Consider the following 23,008-nt stretch of genomic DNA (forward strand, 5'->3'; position numbering starts at 1 on the left):
GATGATTTAAAGAGGGGGCATTTGATTTGCTAACGTTAAAGACAAATGATGTTTCAGTCAAAACCTACGAAGAGGAATATAATTACTTCCTTTCAGCAATACTTGGGAAAGTGGAATATTGTTCGTATCATAACAGTATACAAAAAGTAGAAAAATTCCTTATTTATTGGCTGAATGGTGAGGTTTTAGACGACATTCTCATACATCTCCAAACGATGTATAAGACGTTCCAACACCTATTCCCTTATAAGGGAACCATATACAGAGGGGTTGAAATAGAAAGCTTTGTAGTGGAAACAAATGGCTTGAGAAATAAGTATCTGACTTCTTTCACGAACCAAGAAGAAGTCGCTAGGTACTTTGCTGGGGTCAGCACCATATATGGTAATTCTCAGAGGGAAAGCATGTCTCACTATTTAATAGAGATGAATACAAGTGACTGCTTCTCTTTCGATGAGTTCTTAATGAGAATTTTAGAACTGACCCATAATGTAGACTTGGAAATAGTCATTGAAGAAAGAAATTGGGAAAATGAGAAAATAGCATTCTTTGACCAGGAAAATTGTAAACTTACAAAAGTTTGATGAGAAGAGAAAGGCGGATATATATGCTTGGGTTTATAGTAGAGGGATTTCATGATGAGGATAATCTTAAACTGCTACTACCTACGGCGTACGTAGTGGTTACGAACGGCACTAGACTCAACAACCGAGTTCGGATGGATATAGACGGGGCTATCTCGTCCTGTGAGAAAGTCTTTCTTCTTACTGATCCAGATGAAGCGGGAGAACTTCTGGCAGGTATGATTAAGAAGGAGTATCCCTGTCTCTTACAGATACATCTTGATTCTAAAATGTGTATGTGTTATCGGAATAACCGGTGGAAGACAGGTGTTGAACACTGCGAGTTGCCGTATCTTGAAAGCGTACTGCGTTTGCATGTAGCAGAAATATGAAATCATTAAGGACGTCCAACTGGGCGTTCTTTTTTTTTGAAAATCAGAGGAAATTATCTCTATTAGATTACATAAACTACCACCAAAAAAAGGTCGAATGAATGATTAGTTAGCCTGCTCCTGCATAAGATAGAGGGTCTTTACAAAAAGGAACAGCTTCATGCTGTCACTAAAAAAGGAGAGATTGTTAATGAATGAAAAGCAAAAAGAATTATTGTTTAAACTAGGTGAAGTGTTTGGGGAGATAGCCGAGGAATGCGGCAAAGATGAAAAGTTTCACCAGCTCCTTATTGACAATAATGACTTGTACACAATGTCCTTAGACGAGCTTTCAGGTGAGTGGATGGCAGTTGCAGAGGGAGATAGAATCTCGACCAACCAAGAAAATCAGATACTCCAGAAATTACTAACAGCAGGGGAGCATGAAGTAGTAAAAGTGGGGAAACACCAGATCTATAAAGAGGCACCTTTCTATGTGCTAGAAAAATTCGAATTTGTAGAAGACGGGGTAGATATGTTCCGTGTGTTTGATACCTATGAATCAAAGGAAGAAGTAGTAAGAGCAGCAATTAAACTGCTTTAGAACATGCCATTTCGTATAATGTTCATAACACTAGAATTGTACTACACGATGAATTATTGTGGTTTCAAAGCGATATAAAAATGAATTAGTCTTATCAAAGGAGAATGTGTATGTTCGTCAGAGAAAATAAGCTCTGTATTAAAAGTTCTGACATTGCAGAGTAAAGTGACCGAATGAAGATGCTCTGCGTTGGTAGCATTGTCCAAGTATTAGACGAAAAGTATAGAATCATAGGACTAGATAGAATTGAAATTGCCTTTGGTCAAGTAATCATTTACCTGGATGTAAAGGTGCTCTAAAAATAGTCTGAATAACTTAAGAATAAGACGACGTCCTTAGGGGCGTCTTTTCTTATGGTTTAGAAGGCAACTGCATAGAATGACATGTATCAAATAAAAAGGAGCGGCTTGACCGTCATATAAAAAGGAGGATCAATCATGAATGGGTTTGAAAAAGGCAACCGCGTTCAAATAACTGGTAACTATTCGCAAGGAATTAGGCATTTTAATAAAGGTTCTATGGGACATATTGACGTGCGGCGAAGAGGAATGCTTCTAAAAGGAGAAGTTGTAGCGGTACATGCATATCATGTGAGGCTCGACGGTGGTGGTTTTACGATTGTTGCTGTAGAAGATTTGAGACTATTAAAGGAGGAAGTCATAAATGTCTGAATTAAATAATGGAAAAGAAAAGTCTACAAAGGTAATTAGTGGCGTGATGGGGAATGGATGCCCTTCGGAAGGCTATCTTTCCGAGATTATCGCGTCGATTGAAGCATTTGAAAATGGAAAAGAACTCTCCGATGGACGGTTTACGATTTTAGAAAAGCTAAGATAGGAGGGCGTAGAGTGAAGTATAAATTTAGAGCGTGGGACACGGCATTAAATTTATGGATTGCTTGGGAAGAAATGATAAGAGGAGACTTATCTTATTATTTCTCAAATGACCGCTATGTCATGTCTGGATTTACCGGAATTAAAGATTGTAGAGGGGTAGATATTTACGAGCATGATCTCATTTTTCATTATCATAGCAATATCGATTTAAGACTCTCTGGAATAGTGGAATTTAAAGTAGATTGGTCAGGGTTTTATTTTGCTGGAAACAGAAGATTGAACACCAATACACGATACGAAGTGCTGGGTGACCAATTTTTGAACCCAGAACTCATTCAAAAGGAGAAGATCACATGAAACTATATAAAAACTCATGGAAAGTACTAGAGAATGATTTGAAAAAATGTGCAGCAAATTATGGCACCTATAAAATTAGGTATATTGGAATATATGCGGTGCTTGGCGATATTCTTTTGTTGAAAATTGATGGACGCTTGTGTCATTTCGAGGACAGAACAAATGAATTTATCAAATGGGTATAGTAAGGGACAAAGAATTTGTGCGAACTTATGTAACCGTAGACACATTATGCGATATAGAAAAGGAGAATGAAAATTAAAATAAAAGAATTATGTTTGGTAGATTACATCAAAGAAGAAGAGATGGAAAAAGAGCATGGTGAAGAATTAATGTCCGTAAGAACGGTGATATACTCTTCACAAAAAGAAACATTATTAGAAGCATTTCAAGAGTACCATAATGATTTTGATATTGACAATGTGATTCAATCCAATGATGAATTTGATGGTGAATGCAATGGCTTTGTAAAATACTTATCTGTTGAAGAGTGGGAGTAAAAAGTTCCGAGATGTGGATAGGAAAGGATGAAGAAGATGAGAAAAGTGAAGTCGTTTAGTGAGTGGTTCGTTTTGGAAAGAATGGAGGAAGAAATAAATAAGTTCTTAGGTGAAAGTGAAATGGAATTGGTGGATGTTAAGTATGCTGCTGTTTATGAAGAAACAGAGAAAGGTGTTATGCATTCCGCATTAGTCATCTACGAAACAGAATAGAAAAGCCGAGGCGTCCTAATGGGTGTCTCTTTTTTTGTAAAACAAGAACGAACTTGATAAATAGAAAAAATTTCTTCTTGTAAAATCAAACGAACGTTCGTATAATTGAAAGAAAAAGGGGCGAACAGATGTGCGTAGAGATTTAATGAAATGTACGGGACGTAATCAATTGATTGATTTAATGTATTTGGATTCCAAAGGAGATATAAGCAAAAGGCTAGTAAAACTCCTAAAGATTCAAGGTGATACTTTTCATGTTTTTTGCTTCAATAGGAATGCAAAACGTACGTTTATTACCGAAAATGTGCTCGCATTTGTTCCAGTAACTCAAAAAGAAAGGAATGTTGTCTAATGGGTAATCGTCAAAAACTAATTTACGAGTATATAAAAGGGTATTTAGCTGAACATAGTTATTCCCCAACCATAAGAGAGATAGCTTATGGTGTGGGGCTAAATTCTCCAGCAACAGTTCATGGTCATTTGGAAAGCATGAGGAGAAAAGGATATATTGATTTCATAGATCAGCGTTCAAGAACTTTGCACATATTGCGATGATCAATTATAACGAATTGCCTAACCGCTCCATCGCTTGTGTGGATATGATGAGTTTTTACGCCTCATGTATGGCTGTTATACACGATTTAGATGTAAGGACAGTTCCCATTGCAGTAGTTGGTAATTTAGAACAAAAAGGATCTGTGGTATTAGCGGCATCTCCTGCAATGAAAAAACGTTTCCGTGTCAAAACCGGAACACGGTTATTTGAAATTCCTAACCACCCGGACATACAGATTTTTGAGCCTAAAATGCAATTTTTCTTGGAAATGAGTATGGCTGTTACGGAAATACTACACAAATATGTGCCTCCAGAAGCCATACACGTATATAGTGTGGATGAGAGTTTTATTGATTTGACTGGTACTGAAAGGCTATGGGGACCACCAGAAAATACAATTAAAGAAATACAAAAAGAAATATTAGATACTTTGCAATTGCATTCGACCGCTGGGATGGGTCCAAATATGCTCATGGCGAAGCTTGCTTTGGACTTAGAAGCAAAGAAAACTGGGTTTGCGAAATGGACGTATGCTGATGTGCAAACAAAATTATGGACAGTCTCTCCCTTATCAGAAATGTGGGGAATTGGTCGCCAAGTAGAAAAAACACTAAACAATATGGGGATATTTAATATAGGACAGCTGGCTAGATACCCTTTAGAACTACTAGAAGAAAAATTTGGCGTAATGGGCAACCAACTATATCACCATGCTCATGGGGTTGATTTGTCCGAATTAGGCTCTCCTGTAGTAGAGGGCCAAATCAGTTATGGCAAAAGTCAAATCTTAATGCGAGATTACAATAAAATCGAGGAAGTAAAAGCCGTTATATTAGAAATGTGTGAAGATGTAGCAAAGAGAGCAAGAGATACCTACCAAGCAGCTAGAACGATTTCATTAGGAATTGGTTATAGTAAAGATGCTTTTGGCGGTGGATTTCAAAGATCTCGAACCATTCAGGAAGCGACTAATGACACCATGAAAATATACGAAGTGTGCTTGGATTTATTAAAAGAAAATTATAATAGAAATCCCGTGCGACACATATCCATTTCTGTTACAAAGTTAGAAGATGAACAATCAATGCAACTGAGTCTTTTTGAAAAAGATAATTGGAAGAACCGGAAGCTTGCAACCGCTATGGATAATATTAGAAATCGATATGGGTCTGCTGCATTATTGAGAGCCGTTTCCTATACAGCTGCAGGAACTACAGTGAAACGCTCTAAGATGGTCGGTGGGCATAAGGAATAGGGAGTGGACATTTTGATTGTAGACCGTGGCATGAAGAAGTGGCAAGGCATGATGTTAACAGAGCACGTGTCTATGCTAAAAGGCTTTAAACAGGGGTTAAAAAGGGAAGCAAAGCCACAATTAGATGAATGGGATTATGATGCGATTCAAACCATCTTAGACATTGCAATTATCAGTAAAGCAGACACGAAAGTGAAGATGTGGAGAGATGGGGAGTTTGTATATAGAAGAGGCATTGTCGAAGGGGTAGACCTAAGCAGAAGAGAAATTGAATTACAAGATCCTTTCTATTTATTAAAGCTAAACCTAGATGAAATTGTCGATGTTACAATCATAGATTAAAGGTTTTGTTTTTATAGAGGCTATATTAGTGGAAAAGTTGATGTGAATACACATGAAAAATGAGCTGGGATATGTTCTCCTAGCTCATTATATTTTATTATCGTATTTATTCTAAATCTTACATAGATTCGTTTTTCAGAATCCACAGAAGTAGTAGTAATAACTAGTATAAGCTTTCTAACTTAAACTTATTAATTCTATAGACTTCATCACAGAGTAAATCAATATCCTCTTGATTATGACTAGTCATTATAATTGTTTTTCCTTCTTCTCTGTAAGCAAGTAAGAGGCTACGCAATTTCTCCACACTTTCAGAATCTAGAGCATTAAAAGGTTCATCCAGTATTAATACTTCCTGATTTTCCATGAAGGCTTGTGCCAAAGCTAACTTCTGCTTCATGCCTAATGAATACTTACGAACCTTCTGTTCTGCTGTAGACTGGAGTCCAACTAAGTTCATTGTATTAATGATTTGTTCATCATCAATTTTATTTTGTATCATAGCTAGAGATTTAAGATTTTCAAAACCGGTTTTATTCCCTAGATAACCGGGTCTATCAATTATGATACCAAAATTCTTTGGAAAAGTTATATCCTTGTGTAAGTATTCCCCTCCGATTAGTATTTCTCCGTTGTCAGGTCTCACGAATCCACAGATTAACTTGAATAATACAGATTTGCCAGAGCCGTTAGGACCTACAATCCCGTAAATTTTCCCTTTTTCAATAGTTAGATCTATATCTTGGAATATAGTTAAGCCCTTATAGGACTTATGGACATTTCTTACTTCAATAAGGCTCATATATAATCATACTCCCTCTAATACATATTTTTTCTTTAGCAAATAAAATATACATATCCCTTCAATTAAAGCTACGAGGAACAAATACAATGATATAACTATTGGTGAGGAACCATTTATCAAATGGCTGTACCCATTTAAACCCACTGGAATATATTTATATCCAGGAAATAGTAACGCGATATAAAAGGCTATTGTCAGTAAATTGGTTGAACTTCTTTTGAAAACTATTTGCAACGTAATCATTAGTAAAAGGTAAATGCTTAATTGTAGTAAGCCATTGATAAAAAAGTGATATAACAGAGAAGCAAAAGTCATATCTTCTACTACAGTTACCTGTAAGGAAAATTCCATCCCTCTAGAATATGCCACTATCAAAGTCAATGAAAATATAAAAGCTAAATACAACATAGCCATTAATAAAATCTTTCGTAACCATTCACCCATCCACTTAAACATGGAGCTGTATCGTATGATTTTGTAGTAACTCAATTCTGAAAATTCTCTAGTTAGATAGACTTGGGTAAGATATAAAAATCCAAAAAATACTACTATATAATACAAATAAGACATGAGAGTATAACCCGACGATGAGGTGCCGAAAAAATTAAGGAGAAATAGATCGATAACAGTGTTACTTCGGATATCCGTCATAAAATAAGTTCCTAGTACGACTATAGAAAGATATACGGCGATTCCCATCTGAAAAGAGGTGAGGCTTACTTTAAGTTTTCCATCTTTAAATTGCAAGACTAAGTAGATTAATACAATCGAAATGATTGCCATTATAGGTGTCGTGAATGTGCTTTTCCAAAGGTTTAATGTTTGATACATAGCCACATAGTTTGAAAGAGATACTTTCGTAAGGTTCTCAGGGAAAAGCTTCCAGGATACAAGAGAAAATATATATAAAGCGGTAACAACAAAACTAATCCATTTCCAAGACTGAAGGAAAACATATGTAGTATTTACAAAAGTTAAGATAATTAATGTCGTAATAAAGAACATAACTATTTGATATATTAAAGCTAGAGCTGGAGTAGTAAAATACTGACTCATAATGTCAGTAGTTACAAATGAATTACTTCCTAAACTCCATTCGTTTGTATAAGAGAAGCCTATAGTCATAATGAATGCAACTAATAACCAAACGAAAATCGTCAAAATTATATAAATTAGGATTTTCATTGTGACCATTCTTACCCACTTTTGATATGAGCCTAATCTAATCAATGAATGATATTCAAAGTTCTTTACTAAAAAAATAACATTGAAATACAACAGAAATGGCAAAATGAAATAAAGAATCAAGTTAACATCGCTTAATAATGTTATTAACAGATCCCAGGCATTTACAGGTGCACTACTTTCGATAATTGTTTTTCTAATTCCAAAACAAAAGATAAAGATAACAAAGCCCAATATAATCCATCTTAACTGCAAAAGCTCATTAATAAGACTCCTTAAAATGACCATTCTGTTGAATTCCTTTTCTTTAGATATATATAACTGACAATCACGATTACTAATAGGATAGAAAATGGTACAAATACTGTCCATAATTCTTGTTGGATTATAGAATATGGGAAAACCGTATATAATGGTGCAAATTTTGCAATGCCTAACACAGCAGAGATAAAACTCAACCCTTGATACCATACAAATGGTATTGATAGTGCAACAAATGAATTATCTAAGAGTAGGCATAAGATTATAGGCAAAGTAGCAAATAAAACACCATTAAGTCCCACCCAGATGGAGTATATTAATCCATACACAAAAGGTCCGAAAACCAATAATTGGTCGAAAGTTACTGTGCCAGGTAGATTTCCACTAACCCCGATATCAGAGATAAATCCAAAAGATGGGTTTATATATTGAACAAATACGAACGGTAAAAATGCAAATAGGAATGAAACCCCAAATGACAGAAGTGCATTTACTATGATTTTAGCGTTCAGATATGTATTAAAATCTATTCTAATCTTGGTGTAAGTTAAATAATTATTATTTCTTTCATGAATTATTGTGTCGGCAAAAACGAACAATATCAAAATTGGAAAAATCATTGCACTAACACCGTTAAGCAAACGCCCGTAAAGGTCTATATTGTCTGTGAAGGAATAGCCATCCTGTATTATCAAGAACTGTATCCACACAGGCAAAGTAATAATTAGAAACCATATTAAAACTCTATTAAACGTAAATATCCGCTTGAATTCAACCCCAATTTGTTGTTTTAACATTTCTCACTCTCCTATTCTGCTACTTAAAACCACTGGAATTAATAGTATCAATTTCACAGTTAGTAATTACGGGACACCATTTGGTTATATCCTCAACTCAAGTAAACCAGAAATATAAACATTAGTCAATTATAATTTACAATTTACTCTCCTAAATGGGAGATGCCCTTTTTAGAAAGCTTAAGGTAAAAATAAAGACCACGTGGATTTAAAATCCTCATGGTCTTTAAATCTGTTTAATAATGTCTTTGGAATCAGTGACTTAATTACCTTGGAATGAACCAGTAACCGTAATAGGTAGGTAGGTCGTTAAATCAGAACTGAATCTAGCAGTTATTTTCGCATCTTTTTTTATTGAATTCGGTAATAAATAGCCCTTATTGTCATGAGATAAACGTACCCAAGGACCTGTTGAGGTATGAAGTGCTGTCTCTGCTCTTCCATCCATTTTGTTATCGCCAGAAATTTCATAAATGTTTAAATATCCATCCATATCCGAAATTACTTTAGTTTGCTTTCCTGCGGTGTTAGTTCCGTTTAATCCAGGAACAGTAATATTTATGCCACGAGCTTCTTCTTCAGCTTGAACACCCAATACCCCAGTTGTTAAAAGACCTACGGCAAGCATTCCAGTCATTATTTTTCTGTTCATTTTCATCTTAAGCTCTCCCTCCATGAAATAGTTTACTACTTTCCTACTGTACCTTAGTCTACTATTTCGGTATATAGGATGTTATGCAAGAAATAGGAAAAATGGTTAGTGAACGGTCATAAAACACCATAATTTGGTGAATCATTTACTTTAATAGCGTTTTTATAAAAACACAGATTTTCGCATAAACTACAGTAGCTCATAAAAAGGGAGGGGATTGTATGAAAGTACTAACTAGATTCAAAGAGCCAATTGGAGAATACATCTATCAGTACTGCAAAAATGCCAATATACATCCTGCAGAACTTGCAGCTAGCATATCTGTAGATGAACGAGAAATGGTCAATTTGATGGAAGGTGGGCGAGCATCTAAAGATGCTATAGAGAAACTGGAGAATTTCTTTCAATTAGATTTGATGGAGTATATCGGCAATTAGAGATGTCTCTTCGGACGTCTCCTTTTTGTGTTCAGTATAAGCGTTTCTGCATATCATACATAGAACTAACACAAAAGGACACGCACAAATGCGTGATGATGAAAAGGAGCGTGCATAAATATGGAACAAGCAATATTCGCAGGATTACATTGTGTCAGTTGTGAAATGCCATCATTTTCTCTTCAACCAAATGCTTTGTTCATTTCTGAACAAGAACCAGAAGAGGCTGCTGTTTTCCGAGGGAAAAGCATGACCATTCTAAGTAAAAAGGAACGAATGGTTCGTTGGCTTGCAAAAGGTGGGGTTGTATCAGAGAATGGTCAACTTTATGCGATGGATGAAAAATCGTTAGAGCAATTTCACATTGATGGACCACATCCAGCAGTTAATACCATAAGAGAGCTTTACGTACTGGGTATGTTTAGCTTGGATCAAGCTATCGAGAGATTAGGTTCGTATATGTGCAATGAAGAAGCTGCTAAACATATGGCGAATGCATAACTAAACAGGAAAGAGGAGGAGTTAAACATGGAAAGAAAATTAATCGGACGCGTAGGGGTAGATTCAGGACAATTAATGGTGATGGATCCTTCCTACATCAAATCACAGTGGGAAAATGATGGAGAAGAAATCGGGATTCAGTTTTGGGGAGCAGGTGGAGATAAAGTAGCCGATATCTTAACAAAGCAGGGCATTGCTATCGAATCTAATTTATCTAGTTATTTCCTTCGCTTCTCGAGTAAATCACCAAAAGAGCTGTCTCTATTGGTTCTAAAAAATGCGATGGAATCAATTGAAGAAAAAGTTGTTAGCTTTATTAAAACAACAGGTACTTATGATCAGATCTCGGATATTACGCTAGGTGAAAACCAAGCTGGTTCACTTCCTTACCGCATGGGGAATGAAGGATTAGCAGTAGCTTTTAGTTCAGGCTTTGGAGATGGCGTATATGATGTTTTCGCTACCTATAAGGACTATGGGAACTATGAATATTCAGACGTTCGTATCAAGAGCGTTGAAATTATTCTGATTGAAGATGAAGAAGACAACAACACGAAATAATTTAGTAAAGGCCTGCCACTTGGTTGTGCCTTTTTTTTGATGTTTTTATAAAAGTAATGCATATCATAAATAAATCTTAAGGGAAACACAGGATTATTTATAATTAGGAAGGATGATAAAAATGGATATCCCCAAGCGACACTGAGTAATTTTACGCCGCACCCTTTCTTGAATTCTGTGGTCGAATTACTCGCATTCGAAAGAAATTACAAGCACTTCAATTAACAAAAAAATGATTAGAAACTAGTGAAAAAGGAAACTACTAAAATAAGAAGAGGAGTTGAATGTCGAATGGGAATTAAGAAGTCCTTTATTAACGGTTTATCCATGTTGTCGGAAGAAGGAACGGATTGTGTCTTTTATTTTAATGAAAATATGTTAAGGGATAATATAATGATTGCTTTTCATAAACATGAAATTGATCTTGTGCAGGTATACCACAAGAATAATAAAGATTCATTCATCTTCCTGATGGACATTAATGAATGTATACCAAATATCTTAGCGTATAGGATGATTAAGGATATTTACGGTCTTTATAACGAACACGAAACTATGGATTTTCTGAATTTAATTGAAGAATTGAGTCTTGATACGGAATCAGCTTCTACAAAAGATAACCATGATGAATTATTTGAATTACATGATATGGTTACAAGTTCCTTTAGTCATGCTTGGGAAGAATTTAATAATCCATCAGCTCCATCAGATTCTAACGCAGGAAGTGTTTATCATTTTATTGCAAAGAGAGATAAGAAAGTAGATTAAACCTACCAAGAGGAACCAGGATTGCTACCTTTATTAGAAAATTAAAGTAAAGCACCTAAGCTCCTACCTAAGAGAGCTAAGGTGTTTTTTCTGTCAATAATTTTACAAATGATTTTGGGAGGTCCTTATAGGATCTCTTTTTCTTATGGAATTCCTTTATTCGTTTACTTCCGAACAACGTACGACACAGTACATAGAGGAATTATTATGAAGGACAAGGAGCCTGCATACAATGTTATGTCTTAACAAAAAAGGGGGTTTCTCATGAAATCAATCAAAAGGGATCGTTATGAACAAATGTATAGACATTTATTAGCATACGATGGATACACAGCTGATCATTCTAATCATGTAGCTAATGTTGCTACAGAAATCGCAAGAGAAATGAACTTTACAGAAGAAGACGTCGAGATGATTTATTTCGCAGCTCGTCTTCACGACATAGGAAAGATTTATGTACCACTAGAGATTTTAAATAAACCTGGTCGTCTAACAGAAGAAGAGTTTCAAATAGTGAAAGGTCATCCACTTCATGGTTACAACATGTTGGATAAAAATTTGTTTCCAGAGAATGTTCGCAAGGCAGTTCTTAGTCATCATGAACGAGTTGATGGGAAAGGATATCCACATTCACTACCAGAAGAAGAAATCGATGTTTTTTCACGAATTATATCTGTTGCTGATGTATATGATGCACTTATTTCCGAACGTCCGTATCGTCCAGCATTAAAAAGGGAAACGGCACTTAACATCATTAAGAAAGATACCGGTACGCATTTCTGTCCAGAAGTTGTGTCCGCATTTTTCCAAGTAGAAGATGAGCTATATGCTCAAATGATTAGCTAAAAAATAAAAATGGATAAGGGAGGAAGAAAAACATGAAACATTCCTTAACGTACGAACAACTGGTAGAAAAGATTGAATCCACTTATATGGATATGAGCTCGGAAAGTAATTACTGGGTGAATAAGTACAACGTTTCTATTTTAGAAGAATTGCTAGAAGGTTCTTTCTTGAAGCTTGGTCAAATGGCTTGTTTTACGCTAAAAGATGATGTGTACCGAGTACCTATAGAATTAAAAGAATCGTCACATGGTATGGAGGATCTAGAATTGTTCGAGTTGGAAAATATTTATATTGTGGAAGATTCCTTTATCGCCGAACAAATGGAGCACTTGAAAGCAGAAATCAAACAATTGCAGTTATTAGGAAAATACATGAAATCAAAGGGAGAGATTACAATGGAAAATCAACCAGCAAAAGTAATTGTGACAATCGTAGGCGGAAATGTGCAAAGTGTAATTGCAGACCAAGAGGTAGACGTAACAATTGTAGACTATGATACAGAAGGCATGATGGAAGAAGAATTGCTTACTGTATATCAAGAAGATGTACATCCAGAAGATGCTTATGTGTACGGCGGAATTACATTTGCAGAAGTTAAACCAGATACAGTAACGGATATTCTACAGCAAATTGAAGCATCGAAACTAGAGGAAGAAGAGGAGGCTGAGTTAGAAGTAGATTTAGAAGAGTTGGAGCGAGAGCTAGCCTTAAGGAAAGAGCCTGGGGAAGAATTAGAATTAGATAAAGATCTAGAAACTGAGCTAGAGGTATAAAGGAAAATAACTCAGGAGGTGTCCAATGAATCAATATAATATCGCACTCGATCTGTCCGAAACATGGGAAGAGAGAGATATCCAAGTAGAGACTGTAGTGGTAGAGGCAGAGAATGCTCCAGCAGCAAGTGAACTAGTCGCAGTGAATATCCAAAACGGCGAATACGACGAGCTCATTGCTGGTCGTGAGGTCTATATCTGGGATGTAACCGAAGACGACAAGGTTGAAACAGAAGGATAGATTCTTTTAAATGCTGAACAATTGTGGAATTAAAAGTATCTTTTTAACAGACGAAGAATAATAAATCGATATCAGAAAATCACTCCTGTTGACGCAGGTGTGATTTTTTTTAATATGTGCTGTCGCACCCTTATGCAGTTTTGTATAATAAACTAAAACAATGATATGAAGGAGAGGGGTTGGATAAATTTATGGAATTGTATCAATACAGGGATAAAATTGGGGAACATTTATTAGCCTATATACTGTCAGAAGGTTATTCAAAATCATCTTTTTCAACTGCTACGGGAGTTTCTCGACCTACATTGAACCTTATACTAACAGGGAACAGTCCAAATGCCTCTACTTATTATAAGCAAATGGGAAAGATTACAAATGCACTAGGATACCCCATCGATTATTTCGTTACTTCGTTAAAGGAAAGATAAGTAAACAGAGAAATAACTATTGGCCCATCAGAAGGTCCTCCATTCCAGGAGGGCTTTCTTTTTTTTGTCCATTTTCCTAGTCATTATACCTCTGGACCCTTCAGAGAAAGCTAGTGAATGCTGTTCTCTTCCGAACAAAAGTTGCTTTTTCTTCTATTCCGCAGGGTTCGACGATGCAATCGTTATAGTTGTTCTGCTTCTTAACTAAAATAGACCAACAAGTAATGGAGAATCAATTAGATTTAAGGTTGTCTAGATGTATTAGTAGGAGAAAGGTGGGGAGAAGAGTGACTAAATTAAGAGCGTACGAGGACAATGAAAAAATGTTAAGAGCATATATGGAGTGTTCTTCTAAGGAAGATAAGCGGTATATCGAAGATGATATTATTCGTAACAATGATAAGTTCATTTATTACCTCTGCAATAAATTCAAAACACCCCATCTTACTATAGAAGAAAAACATTCGCTAGGCATGTTTGGAATGATGAAAGCTATTCGAAGCTTCGACTTAGATAAGGAAATAAAATTTGCCACTTATGCCAGTACTGTTATTAATAATGAGATATTAATGCAACTTCGCAAAGATAAGAACAAACATCTGCTAGTAAGCCTTGAAACTATCGTTCACTCAGATAATAGCAGCGGGAACGAACTTCGTGTAGAAGACCTTGTTCCAGATGCAAGAGTAGACATAGAAAGGGATCTTGTTAATCGTGCAGAGGTTGAAGAAATGATTGATATTGCTCAAAACACATTGAAACCAGTAGAGTTAACAGTTTTCCACAATATGCTTCATGGAAAGGATGGTCTAAACCAAAGACAATTAGGTATACAAATGGGATATACACAAACCCATATTTCTAGGACAAGAAAAGGAATCAAGCAAAAGATGAAAAAAGCTTTCTTGCAACGAGAAGAAAAAGCAAAAAGACTTTTAGCAATTGGAATCGTCGATAAACAAGAAATAGAAAATATGGAGGAGGAAGTTATTGATATGTCCAAATTAACCGTAAGTAATTATAAGAAATGTAGAGAGAGAGGATGGAAAGACAAACGTATAGCTTTGGAATATAACATGTCGGTCGAGTCAGTCTATCAATTCAAGAGCGTGAACGGTTTAACCAAGAAACATAAAAATCCTGGGAAGAGAAGAACCCCAAAAACGAATCTTAATTATAAGCATCCGGAGTTGAATTTGCCAATGGAAGATAATTCAAAAGCAAACAGCCAAACAGAAAACGAAACGCACGTTGAATATGTGGCTCCCACATCTGCAGGATTTAATCCTAGCGTAGAAGCGAAAGAAAAGGAGAAAAGCGTGAGTATGAGCGATGATAAAATTAATGAGTCAGCGGTAACCGATGAAGTAGCTAATAAACAAACATCAGAAAAGTTCACTATAGAGGAAAAAGACGAGTTGATAGCCAATCTGACGGAGGAAATGAGTAAAATGAGAGATGAATTGGATAAAATCCAGAATGCGAAAAATATTGCATTGTCTGAGGTAGATTCTCTTCAGAAAGAGCTAACGGAAGAACGTGCTATTCTTCGTGAAATAACCAAGCGATATTTAGCAAAGACAGCTTAAAGTTAGTGGAAAGAAGCCTGCTATTGTTGCGGGCTTTTTTATTACGAGAAAAAATTGTTCCTAGATTATTAATGATTTAGGGGAAGGTTGCATATAATGGACGGTACCTAAATAAATGGACGATGTTCGCATCGAGCTATCAAAGGAGAGAAATGAATATGAGTAAACAAAAGGTTAGAGATCTAGCATTAGTTATCGGAGACGAAAGTTATTTTGATCAGCAAGGGAATTCATTGCATCCGCATTTAACCATTCAAAAGGTATTTAAACAGGTGTCAGTTGACCTTATTTTCGAACAAGAAGAGAATGAGACAACTGCCATCATTCATATTGTACCTGGCGGAAAGCCGAAACAGTTAAAACTAGAGGGAGACGAATTGACTTATCCCGAAAGTGAAAAGATTACTGATAAAGAATTGGGCTGTGACACTGCCTCTTATATAGTGAATGATATAAAAATAAATACGATGTCTGATGGTTATTATGGGTCGTGTATTGAATCTTCTTCAGGAGAGACGATTGTTATCCTTGGGAGTGGCTATATGGCTCATGACCATGATGACTTTGTACGTGATATTAAGTATGTAATCGAAGGGAAACAGCAATAAATATACGAGTCAACCACCTTTACGGGTGGTTCTCTTTTGATATACAACTAAAAAGGATGAGAACAAAGGGAGCTGACTTGTAAATGGGAGAAGTACTATTAATAATACTAGGAATATTACTATTCTTTGTGATGTTATACCTTGTCATAACGGAAGATTATGTAAGAATAATAAAATTTATCTCAAAGAAGTTTAAAAAACCGAAACACAAACCCAAACCTGATTGGGTAGAAGCCTACGATACCCTTTCTAGAATTCGACAATTCGTCGAAAACAATAGCTTTGAATACACCAGCAAGTCGGTGAAAATCCTGCTAGAACAGGTTGAATGGCTATGTAACACCGCCTGCACTTATGTGCATTTTAATGGGCAAAGTCATAGAGAAGCATTCAGGCAAATTCTCATTAGTTATGCGGAGACATTGCGTATTGTGGAAAATAGTCTAGAAGAAGCAATTCTCCATCAAATGCATGAAAATGACCAATTGTATACGAATATATATGATTTGTTAGAACATTTAGTGGCGGAATGGAAACCTTTAATTAAAATAGTGAAGACTAATCAAGATTTATCGAGAAGAATGAAGGAAAACGAAATACTTTCTTCTTTAACAAAAGAAAAAGAAATTCTCGAAAAATTGAAAGAGCTTCGGGAAGGAGTTATTTAAATTCATCCGTTTCACTAATATTTGGTTAGTTAAAGGGAGCAGAGTCGCCTTAGTGGTGGTCCTGCTTCTTTGTCGTTATAAAGAAATGTTCTATCGCATACGATAGATGGTAACAAATAAACAGGATGAGGACGATGTACCTCAATATATAAACAGGAGGAATTTATATGAAAATCACACCAACTATTCGTAAAAAGGTTCATTCTTTACAACAGAGAAAAGGAAAGGTATATCACCTTTCTCACAACGATTTGGACGGATTGTCTCCAATTGCATTATCCTTAGAGGCATTTCCAAACGTGGAGTATAAGGCTGTAGGAAATCATGAAGTAGATAAAGAAGTTATTGTTCTATTAGAAAAGATGCAAGAAGATGATTTATTAATTCTTACCGATATTTCTCCCTCTGCAAAAGTAGCTGAAACCATTGAAGTAGCAGTAATTGCGAAATTAGATGTGTTAATGTTTGATCATCATCTATCAGCAATCGAGTTGAACAACTATGATTGGGCTGAAGTTGCAGTGATGGCAAATCAGCGTTTTGCTTGTGGAACAAGCCTATACGCAGACTTTTTAATGAAAATTGGAGTTTTATCACACCTATCTATGCAGTCCTTAGAGCAATTCGTTGAGAATGTTCGTTCTTGGGATACTTGGGATTGGAAAAGAGAAGGAAATGTCGAGCCGCAACGGTTAAATAACCTGTTTTATCTTATAGGTTTTTCTGCTTATCTCGAATTGGTGCGACATATGATAAAACAGAAACGTTTTGTCTTTACTAAAGAGTTCGAATTATTGCTAAAAATAGAAGAAAAACGTATTTATCACTATTTAAGAGAAAGAAATCGCTATGCACAGGAAATTAAAGTGGATGGCAAGCATGTAGCTGTCGTGATTTGCGAACAGTACCACTCCGAGGTTGGACACTTTATTGCCGAAACTCGAGATTATTTAGACTATGTAGTCCTCATCAACCTGACAAAAGGAACGTTGTCGTTCCGATCGAAGGATGATAAACTTCCAGTAGTAGACATTGCCAAGAGATTTGGAGGTGGAGGTCATCCACATGCTGCAGGATGTGCTATTACCGATGAAAACATTCAGCAATATGTAAAACCAGCTCTTAATACATTAAATTTAATAGCATAATACCTGAACCAATGACTCCTATAAAAAGGAGTCTTTTTTACTATAAAATATGTATTAATTAACATAATTACGAGTGATATCATACGTTTTAATGAAGAATATTCTGAAATTATTAATTAAGTACCAATAATTATTTTTTCTATTAAGAATATGATAATATCAATAACTTAGGGATGAACAATTAATATCAGTTTTGGCCGCTGTGATTAGGGAAAAATTCCATATAGAGGCAAAAACCATTGTGATAAAACACTTATTGATTTTTCATGTCTACTTCTATATATGGGGTGATTTTGTTGGAAATGAAATACCTGGGAGTTGAGATCGCTAGGCTCAGAAGTGAAATGCGATTGTCCCAAAAGGATCTAGCATCAGGAATTTGCACTCAGTCCACAATCAGCAGGATAGAGGGCGGGGATGTTTTTCCGGCTATAGATACTTTATTAAAAATTGCATCTAAATTAAAAGTTCCTGTTGAATACTTTATTGAAATGCTCTTTTATGAAAATGTTTTAGATAATGAGGAACTAATTAAGAATATTGACCTTCAGTTAAAAGAGCAAAACTATGAAATGGTTATTTCAATGATAGAAGAAGAAAGTCTGGATAAGGATAATGTTTGGTTAAATTCCTATTCTAATTACATGCTAAAAATTGCTAGCTACAATCTTAGAAGAATTACTGGAGAAGAATGTATTGAGGGGCTAAAAGAAAGCTTAATTACATCGAATCAGCAAACGATTCAATTCAGATTTCTACAAATCAAGATTGAAAATTCCATTGCGAATGTTTATTCGGAAATTGGTGAGACGAAGAAGAGCCTGTATTACTACAATAAGATTTTAAAGGAACATACACATAAAAACTATAATGATTTCAAAATACACGAAACACTTATAGCTGTACTATACAATAAGTGTAAAACACTATATGACATGCAAGACTACGATGCTGCTCTAGAAACCGCCAATCATGGAATACAACAATCAAAAACAACTTCCTTTTACTTTCTGGTCGGACAATTTTTATACTATAAAGGACAATGCCTAGAAAAAAAAGGTGCTCCACATGCAGAAATAAAAGATGTATATCAACAAACTTTGTTTATGTTTGAATTCCAAGAGCTACCTTTTTATATTCAATCTATTAAAGAAAATAAGAAATTCTATTTGGAGTAGTCTAGTAATCAAAAAGAGAGTTCCGCATATGATAGAGCGTACCACACAAATTGGTTGAGGTACAAAATATCTCTATTTAAAAAGGAGCGATTTCCATGGTAGAAGGAATGAAGTTAAGAGCAAAAAGTAGCTGTAGATTAGACAAAGTAACCGCGGGAGCAATCTACGAGGTGAAGCAAGTGGTCGAGGGACGTTATGCGAAACATTTTTCGATTTTAAACGATGCAGGCTTTGTTACAATGCCAATATCTGCTAGTTTCGAGTCCGTTTCCGAATAGTTTCTTTTCTAGATTAAAGTCCTTGGGATCTTCCTTGGGCTTTTTTTTCTGTCTAAAGCGGAGTGTTTATTCCCTTTGGTAATGCAGGGTTCGCCTTATCAATATCAAGCCTGATGCATATAATGATGGGATTTCATAAGAAAGGGAGAGGCGAAAAACCTCTATTTAAGGAGGGAAGACTTTAATGGTTATTTACAGATACTCAGAATTGCCACTACTAGCAATAGAATCCGTAGAAGCTTTTCCGTATCTGGAAAAGAAGCATTATAACGACGTGAAGTATGAAGTAGAATGGATAACTGTAGAAGAAGCAAAAAAAAGATGCATGTCGTTTGCTGAGCTGAAAGAAAGCTATAAAAACTTCGACGAATATCATGAACAATATTTGCGAAATGGAGATGTTCCGTGTCACGAAGAACAATATCCCGTTTTTGAAAATGTGGAAGATGATTACGAATGGCTTATTGATGGATGGCATCGATTCCACAGTTATGTTCGGGATGGTTTCGCATCGATTCCCGTCATGCGGATTTTGATAAGCAAATGAGTATTGTTTAGAACCTAACAAGAGGAGGAAATAAGAATGGGTAAATGGTATGGGATACGAAAAGGATATGATTTAAACAAAAAGGAAGCGGTATTTGCAAAGATTGAAACAGAATGGGAAGCTGCCAAACAACTGGTCGTGGGTATTAACAAGTCGGTACATGGCGTATCCCCAGAATATAAGTCGTTTAAGAATGAGAAAGACGCTCTAGCTTATATTAAGTCCAAAGATTATTTAGTCAAGGGGGAAGATGAACTTCCCGTGGATGCAATTCATTGTTATGTTGACGGTTCTTCATCTTCTGAACTGAATAACTATAGCTGTGGCATAGTTTATGTGTTAGACGGCAAGATCCTACATTTGGAAAAGACAGCTGGAAAAAATAAAGAAGCAGCAGCAATGCAACAAATTGGTGGGGAATTACTTGGAGCAATGAAGGCTATGACATATGCTAAATCGGTAAATGCTCAAGACATCATCATATTCTTCGATTACAAAGGAGTTGCCTTACATGCACTTGGAGTATGGGAAAGATCAAACGAGTTTTCTAAAGTCTATTACGACTGGTGTCAGAAGTTCTTTAGAGAGAATCCTCAGATGCGTGTCCAATTCTGCAAAGTAGATGCTCATACGGGTGACGATTTCAACGAGATTGCGGACGGTTTAGCGAAGCAAGCTTTAGATATCAGACCAGACAAAATATTCTTTGATATGATGCGTAAACACGGACAAATCGCTTAATTAACATGATATACTGACCATCTCCTTAGAGGGGGTGGTTTTTTTTGTTGGTTTGCTTCAATTAATTAATTGTGAGTAAAGAACTTGTTCTAATCAATAAACCGTTTGAATAAGATGACTAATATAACAAGTAAAATTCAAACTTGAAAAGGAGAGAGTAAAAATGAAAAACTGGGCATTAGATAAGGAAGTGTTACTATTGTTGCTATTTGGAGCAACAGGAGCGTTTGGGGTTGGCATTAGTATGATTTTTGGATATTTTTTCATTTCTTATCCCATAATTTTATTCTTTATTTTTATTCCAATGACAATATTAGGTGCTCTTTATATTATTCTGTTCGGTTGGATCACATCAAAATTTGATATTAGCTACGATTTATAAATTTAATAAATAGGTCCATCAACGCTCCTTCTCTAAGGAGTTTTTTTGTGCTTGGTTTTCCAAGTAGTAAGCTGGGTGGTTTTGAATATAATACAACATCTTCAACAAACATGGCGGCTACTTAGGCTAAATAAAAAGGAATTATCTAAAAAGGAGTGGTTTCAAAATGAAAGAAGCGAACAACAGCTGGTTATTTATTGGTTTTGTTTTTTCAATGCTTACATTTTTTGTAGTATTAGGAATTGTTGTGATAGTCACTATATTTCCTAGTATGTTTCTACTGAAAAATGGAATAGCAATTTTACTTTTATGTGCATGCTTTTTGTTTGCGTATTGTAAAATCGGAAAACAAATGGGTGTTTGGTAAGAAAAAAGGACAAATAGAAACGGAAAAAGTGTAGGAATATAGAAAAGGAGAGATTTAGATGAGAGATTTGGTTATGTGGATTATATTTTGGTCGTTAATTATATCTGCAGCTGCTATTGCGGTTGGTTGTGGATTAGCTTTAGGAAAAGTTACGTTAGGTTGGGCTTTACTTTCATGGTTATTTCCATTTGCAATAAAGTCAATAATATTTGGAATTGTAGGTTTTGTACTTGCGTGTGTAGCTATGAAATTTTGGGCACCTTGGGACGCAAAAGAAAATTAATCTTATAAAAAGGTAAATTGAAAGTAAAAAGGCATAGAAAGCTATAGAAAGGGAGAGATTTTAATGAAAGATCTTATAATGAAAATTGTGTTTTGGGTAATAATTGCATCATCAGCAGCTATTGCGGTTGGAGTTGGACTTGCTTTTGGGAAAGTTGCATTAGGTTGGGCTATATTTTCATGGTCGTTTCAATTTGCAATAAAATCGATGATCTTTGGGTTTATTGGTTTTGTTTCAGGATGGATCGCGATGAAAGCCCTAGAAAAATGGTGAGCTAAATAGAAATTAATTAAAAAGGTACGTAGCCATACAGAAAGTAAAAAGGCATTTAAAGGGAGAGATTTTAATGAAAGATCTTATAATGAAAATTGCGTTTTGGGTAATAATTGCTTCATCAGCAGCTATTGCGGTTGGAGTTGCATTAGCATTGGGGAAAGTTACGTTAGGTTGGGCTTTGTTTGCTTGGTTATTTCCATTCGCAATAAAAGCAATAGTCGTAGGAATTTTAGGATTTGTAGTCATGTGCATTGCTGCGAAGGGTTTGGAGTTTAGGAAGGAAACGCTTGTCAAACTGTAAAAAAGGAACTCAATAGTAAAAAGGTATGTAAAAAGGAAAGTTTTAAGTAGTTGAAGATAAAGTAACCATCCATATATATGGGTGGTTTTTTTGTATTCTCTTTACATAGAACAAAAGAATTATCATTCGAATTGTTAGAGCTGAAAACAACGGTAATCCAATGACTCCCTGCATACGATGCAACACGCATCAAGCAAGGGAGGGCTTTATACATGAAAAGTTTAAAGAAGAAATCGCTGGCAGAATATCCGAGACTTGTAAAAGAGTGGCACCCGACCAACAATGCAGGTAGTTGTCCGGAAGATTTCTCTTATGGAAGCGGAAAGAGGGTTTGGTGGCAGTGCGAACAGAAGCATGAGTGGGAGGCTACTATTGCAAAAAGAACGTCAGGGCGTGGATGTCCCTACTGCTCCGGGCACAAGTTATCTCCTGAACGCACCTTGGCTTTCCGTTATCCAAAGCTCCTAAAAGAGTGGCATCCATCAAAAAACGGAGAGCTCACACCAGACGAAGTGTCATTTGGAAACGATAAAAAAGTGTGGTGGGAATGTTACAAGGGACACGAATGGAAGGCTGCAGTTGGGAGCAGAACACGCGGGAGAGGCTGTCCCAAATGCAACGAGGGGACGCAAACATCTTTTCCCGAACTATGTATCTATTATTACATCCATAGCCTGCACCCCGACGCAGAACGTCAGTATCCAATACCTCATTCTCGGATGAGTATAGACATCTTTATCCCTTCCTTAAATCTCGCTATAGAATATGATGGGAGTTATTATCACCAGGA

Annotated in this window: 37 protein-coding genes and 1 pseudogene; 34 read left to right on the top strand and 4 right to left on the bottom strand. The window is 35.8% G+C overall.

The window, feature by feature from the left end; translation table 11 throughout:
• Window positions 1-26 precede the first annotated feature (26 nt).
• From MKX39_RS19900 to MKX39_RS19950, 12 genes are all read left to right on the top strand, one after another.
• Window positions 27-584: a hypothetical protein gene (locus MKX39_RS19900; protein WP_340764804.1), complete on the top strand. Its 558-nt coding sequence runs from the start codon at window positions 27-29 to the stop codon at window positions 582-584.
• A gap of 23 nt (window positions 585-607) precedes the next feature.
• On the top strand, window positions 608-955 hold the full coding sequence (locus tag MKX39_RS22365) for a toprim domain-containing protein (RefSeq protein ID WP_445678053.1): 348 nt from the start codon (window positions 608-610) through the stop codon (window positions 953-955).
• Window positions 956-1,145: 190 nt separating this feature from the next.
• Entirely contained in the window at window positions 1,146-1,538 is a 393-nt protein-coding gene (locus MKX39_RS19905; protein WP_340764805.1) for a hypothetical protein, read from the top strand.
• A gap of 437 nt (window positions 1,539-1,975) precedes the next feature.
• Window positions 1,976-2,209, top strand: a complete 234-nt coding sequence (locus MKX39_RS19910; protein ID WP_340771637.1) for a hypothetical protein — start codon at window positions 1,976-1,978, stop codon at window positions 2,207-2,209.
• Window positions 2,202-2,375: a hypothetical protein gene (locus MKX39_RS19915; protein WP_340764811.1), complete on the top strand. Its 174-nt coding sequence runs from the start codon at window positions 2,202-2,204 to the stop codon at window positions 2,373-2,375. Before MKX39_RS19910 ends, MKX39_RS19915 begins: the two co-directional genes overlap by 8 nt.
• A gap of 11 nt (window positions 2,376-2,386) precedes the next feature.
• Complete coding sequence (locus tag MKX39_RS19920; RefSeq protein WP_340771639.1) at window positions 2,387-2,731, top strand: YopX family protein; 345 nt, start codon at window positions 2,387-2,389, stop codon at window positions 2,729-2,731.
• Window positions 2,728-2,916: a hypothetical protein gene (locus MKX39_RS19925; RefSeq protein ID WP_340771641.1), complete on the top strand. Its 189-nt coding sequence runs from the start codon at window positions 2,728-2,730 to the stop codon at window positions 2,914-2,916. Before MKX39_RS19920 ends, MKX39_RS19925 begins: the two co-directional genes overlap by 4 nt.
• A gap of 66 nt (window positions 2,917-2,982) precedes the next feature.
• Entirely contained in the window at window positions 2,983-3,231 is a 249-nt protein-coding gene (locus MKX39_RS19930) for a hypothetical protein (protein ID WP_340764818.1), read from the top strand.
• A 27-nt stretch (window positions 3,232-3,258) separates the two neighbouring features.
• Window positions 3,259-3,444, top strand: coding sequence for a sporulation protein Cse60 (locus tag MKX39_RS19935; RefSeq protein WP_340764820.1), 186 nt, complete (start codon window positions 3,259-3,261; stop codon window positions 3,442-3,444).
• A 351-nt stretch (window positions 3,445-3,795) separates the two neighbouring features.
• The gene (locus tag MKX39_RS19940) at window positions 3,796-3,999 is read left to right on the top strand and encodes a LexA family protein (protein WP_340764822.1); all 204 of its coding nucleotides are present in this window, start codon (window positions 3,796-3,798) and stop codon (window positions 3,997-3,999) included.
• Entirely contained in the window at window positions 3,996-5,255 is a 1,260-nt protein-coding gene (locus tag MKX39_RS19945) for a Y-family DNA polymerase (protein WP_340771643.1), read from the top strand. Before MKX39_RS19940 ends, MKX39_RS19945 begins: the two co-directional genes overlap by 4 nt.
• Before the next feature lie 12 nt (window positions 5,256-5,267).
• Window positions 5,268-5,597, top strand: coding sequence for a YolD-like family protein (locus MKX39_RS19950; RefSeq protein WP_340771645.1), 330 nt, complete (start codon window positions 5,268-5,270; stop codon window positions 5,595-5,597).
• A 163-nt stretch (window positions 5,598-5,760) separates the two neighbouring features.
• Here MKX39_RS19950 and MKX39_RS19955 read toward each other — a convergent pair whose 3' ends face one another.
• The 4 genes from MKX39_RS19955 to MKX39_RS19970 form a co-directional block, all read right to left on the bottom strand.
• Window positions 5,761-6,399, bottom strand: coding sequence for an ABC transporter ATP-binding protein (locus MKX39_RS19955; protein WP_340764828.1), 639 nt, complete (start codon window positions 6,397-6,399; stop codon window positions 5,761-5,763).
• 6 nt (window positions 6,400-6,405) lie between these two features.
• Complete coding sequence (locus MKX39_RS19960; RefSeq protein ID WP_340771647.1) at window positions 6,406-7,587, bottom strand: hypothetical protein; 1,182 nt, start codon at window positions 7,585-7,587, stop codon at window positions 6,406-6,408.
• Between the two features lie 275 nt (window positions 7,588-7,862).
• Window positions 7,863-8,645, bottom strand: a complete 783-nt coding sequence (locus tag MKX39_RS19965; protein ID WP_340764832.1) for an ABC transporter permease — start codon at window positions 8,643-8,645, stop codon at window positions 7,863-7,865.
• Window positions 8,646-8,907: 262 nt separating this feature from the next.
• Window positions 8,908-9,303: a hypothetical protein gene (locus MKX39_RS19970; protein WP_340764834.1), complete on the bottom strand. Its 396-nt coding sequence runs from the start codon at window positions 9,301-9,303 to the stop codon at window positions 8,908-8,910.
• Between the two features lie 215 nt (window positions 9,304-9,518).
• On the opposite strand from MKX39_RS19970, the gene MKX39_RS19975 reads away from it, so the two are divergent.
• The 22 genes and pseudogenes from MKX39_RS19975 to MKX39_RS22370 all read left to right on the top strand — a co-directional run.
• A complete protein-coding gene (locus MKX39_RS19975; RefSeq protein ID WP_340764836.1) occupies window positions 9,519-9,734 on the top strand; it encodes a hypothetical protein in 216 nt (71 codons plus the stop codon).
• Between the two features lie 120 nt (window positions 9,735-9,854).
• Window positions 9,855-10,235, top strand: a complete 381-nt coding sequence (locus tag MKX39_RS19980; protein WP_340764837.1) for a hypothetical protein — start codon at window positions 9,855-9,857, stop codon at window positions 10,233-10,235.
• Between the two features lie 27 nt (window positions 10,236-10,262).
• The gene (locus MKX39_RS19985; protein WP_340764839.1) at window positions 10,263-10,796 is read left to right on the top strand and encodes a hypothetical protein; all 534 of its coding nucleotides are present in this window, start codon (window positions 10,263-10,265) and stop codon (window positions 10,794-10,796) included.
• 291 nt (window positions 10,797-11,087) lie between these two features.
• The gene (locus MKX39_RS19990) at window positions 11,088-11,564 is read left to right on the top strand and encodes a hypothetical protein (RefSeq protein ID WP_340764841.1); all 477 of its coding nucleotides are present in this window, start codon (window positions 11,088-11,090) and stop codon (window positions 11,562-11,564) included.
• A gap of 264 nt (window positions 11,565-11,828) precedes the next feature.
• Entirely contained in the window at window positions 11,829-12,410 is a 582-nt protein-coding gene (locus MKX39_RS19995) for an HD-GYP domain-containing protein (RefSeq protein WP_340764843.1), read from the top strand.
• Window positions 12,411-12,442: 32 nt separating this feature from the next.
• Window positions 12,443-13,183: a hypothetical protein gene (locus MKX39_RS20000; RefSeq protein WP_340771649.1), complete on the top strand. Its 741-nt coding sequence runs from the start codon at window positions 12,443-12,445 to the stop codon at window positions 13,181-13,183.
• A 25-nt stretch (window positions 13,184-13,208) separates the two neighbouring features.
• Complete coding sequence (locus tag MKX39_RS20005) at window positions 13,209-13,424, top strand: hypothetical protein (RefSeq protein WP_340764846.1); 216 nt, start codon at window positions 13,209-13,211, stop codon at window positions 13,422-13,424.
• 191 nt (window positions 13,425-13,615) lie between these two features.
• The gene (locus MKX39_RS20010) at window positions 13,616-13,852 is read left to right on the top strand and encodes a helix-turn-helix domain-containing protein (RefSeq protein WP_340764848.1); all 237 of its coding nucleotides are present in this window, start codon (window positions 13,616-13,618) and stop codon (window positions 13,850-13,852) included.
• A 287-nt stretch (window positions 13,853-14,139) separates the two neighbouring features.
• A complete protein-coding gene (locus MKX39_RS20015) occupies window positions 14,140-15,441 on the top strand; it encodes a sigma-70 family RNA polymerase sigma factor (RefSeq protein WP_340771652.1) in 1,302 nt (433 codons plus the stop codon).
• A 158-nt stretch (window positions 15,442-15,599) separates the two neighbouring features.
• Entirely contained in the window at window positions 15,600-16,049 is a 450-nt protein-coding gene (locus MKX39_RS20020; RefSeq protein ID WP_340764852.1) for a hypothetical protein, read from the top strand.
• 83 nt (window positions 16,050-16,132) lie between these two features.
• Window positions 16,133-16,717 (top strand): hypothetical protein, encoded by a 585-nt coding sequence (locus MKX39_RS20025; protein ID WP_340771654.1) that lies wholly within the window; start codon window positions 16,133-16,135, stop codon window positions 16,715-16,717.
• Window positions 16,718-16,884: 167 nt separating this feature from the next.
• The gene (locus tag MKX39_RS20030; RefSeq protein ID WP_340771657.1) at window positions 16,885-17,865 is read left to right on the top strand and encodes a DHHA1 domain-containing protein; all 981 of its coding nucleotides are present in this window, start codon (window positions 16,885-16,887) and stop codon (window positions 17,863-17,865) included.
• A 302-nt stretch (window positions 17,866-18,167) separates the two neighbouring features.
• On the top strand, window positions 18,168-19,043 hold the full coding sequence (locus MKX39_RS20035; RefSeq protein ID WP_340772033.1) for a helix-turn-helix domain-containing protein: 876 nt from the start codon (window positions 18,168-18,170) through the stop codon (window positions 19,041-19,043).
• Window positions 19,044-19,138: 95 nt separating this feature from the next.
• Window positions 19,139-19,321, top strand: a complete 183-nt coding sequence (locus MKX39_RS20040; RefSeq protein WP_340764858.1) for a hypothetical protein — start codon at window positions 19,139-19,141, stop codon at window positions 19,319-19,321.
• Window positions 19,322-19,505: 184 nt separating this feature from the next.
• Complete coding sequence (locus tag MKX39_RS20045; RefSeq protein ID WP_340764861.1) at window positions 19,506-19,868, top strand: hypothetical protein; 363 nt, start codon at window positions 19,506-19,508, stop codon at window positions 19,866-19,868.
• Between the two features lie 36 nt (window positions 19,869-19,904).
• Window positions 19,905-20,609 (top strand): RNase H family protein, encoded by a 705-nt coding sequence (locus tag MKX39_RS20050; protein WP_340764863.1) that lies wholly within the window; start codon window positions 19,905-19,907, stop codon window positions 20,607-20,609.
• 163 nt (window positions 20,610-20,772) lie between these two features.
• Window positions 20,773-20,991, top strand: a complete 219-nt coding sequence (locus MKX39_RS20055) for a hypothetical protein (RefSeq protein WP_340764864.1) — start codon at window positions 20,773-20,775, stop codon at window positions 20,989-20,991.
• Between the two features lie 166 nt (window positions 20,992-21,157).
• Window positions 21,158-21,358, top strand: coding sequence for a hypothetical protein (locus MKX39_RS20060; protein WP_340764865.1), 201 nt, complete (start codon window positions 21,158-21,160; stop codon window positions 21,356-21,358).
• Between the two features lie 58 nt (window positions 21,359-21,416).
• Entirely contained in the window at window positions 21,417-21,641 is a 225-nt protein-coding gene (locus MKX39_RS20065) for a hypothetical protein (RefSeq protein WP_340764867.1), read from the top strand.
• 63 nt (window positions 21,642-21,704) lie between these two features.
• Window positions 21,705-21,914: a hypothetical protein gene (locus MKX39_RS20070; protein WP_340764868.1), complete on the top strand. Its 210-nt coding sequence runs from the start codon at window positions 21,705-21,707 to the stop codon at window positions 21,912-21,914.
• Between the two features lie 73 nt (window positions 21,915-21,987).
• The gene (locus tag MKX39_RS20075) at window positions 21,988-22,218 is read left to right on the top strand and encodes a hypothetical protein (protein ID WP_340764870.1); all 231 of its coding nucleotides are present in this window, start codon (window positions 21,988-21,990) and stop codon (window positions 22,216-22,218) included.
• Window positions 22,219-22,430: 212 nt separating this feature from the next.
• Window positions 22,431-22,829, top strand: a pseudogene (locus MKX39_RS22370) (zinc-ribbon domain-containing protein); the annotation flags it as partial.
• Between the last annotated feature and the right edge of the window lie 179 nt (window positions 22,830-23,008).

The sequence above is a fragment of the Psychrobacillus sp. FSL K6-1464 genome (assembly GCF_038003145.1).
Lineage (GTDB): Bacteria > Bacillota > Bacilli > Bacillales_A > Planococcaceae > Psychrobacillus > Psychrobacillus psychrotolerans.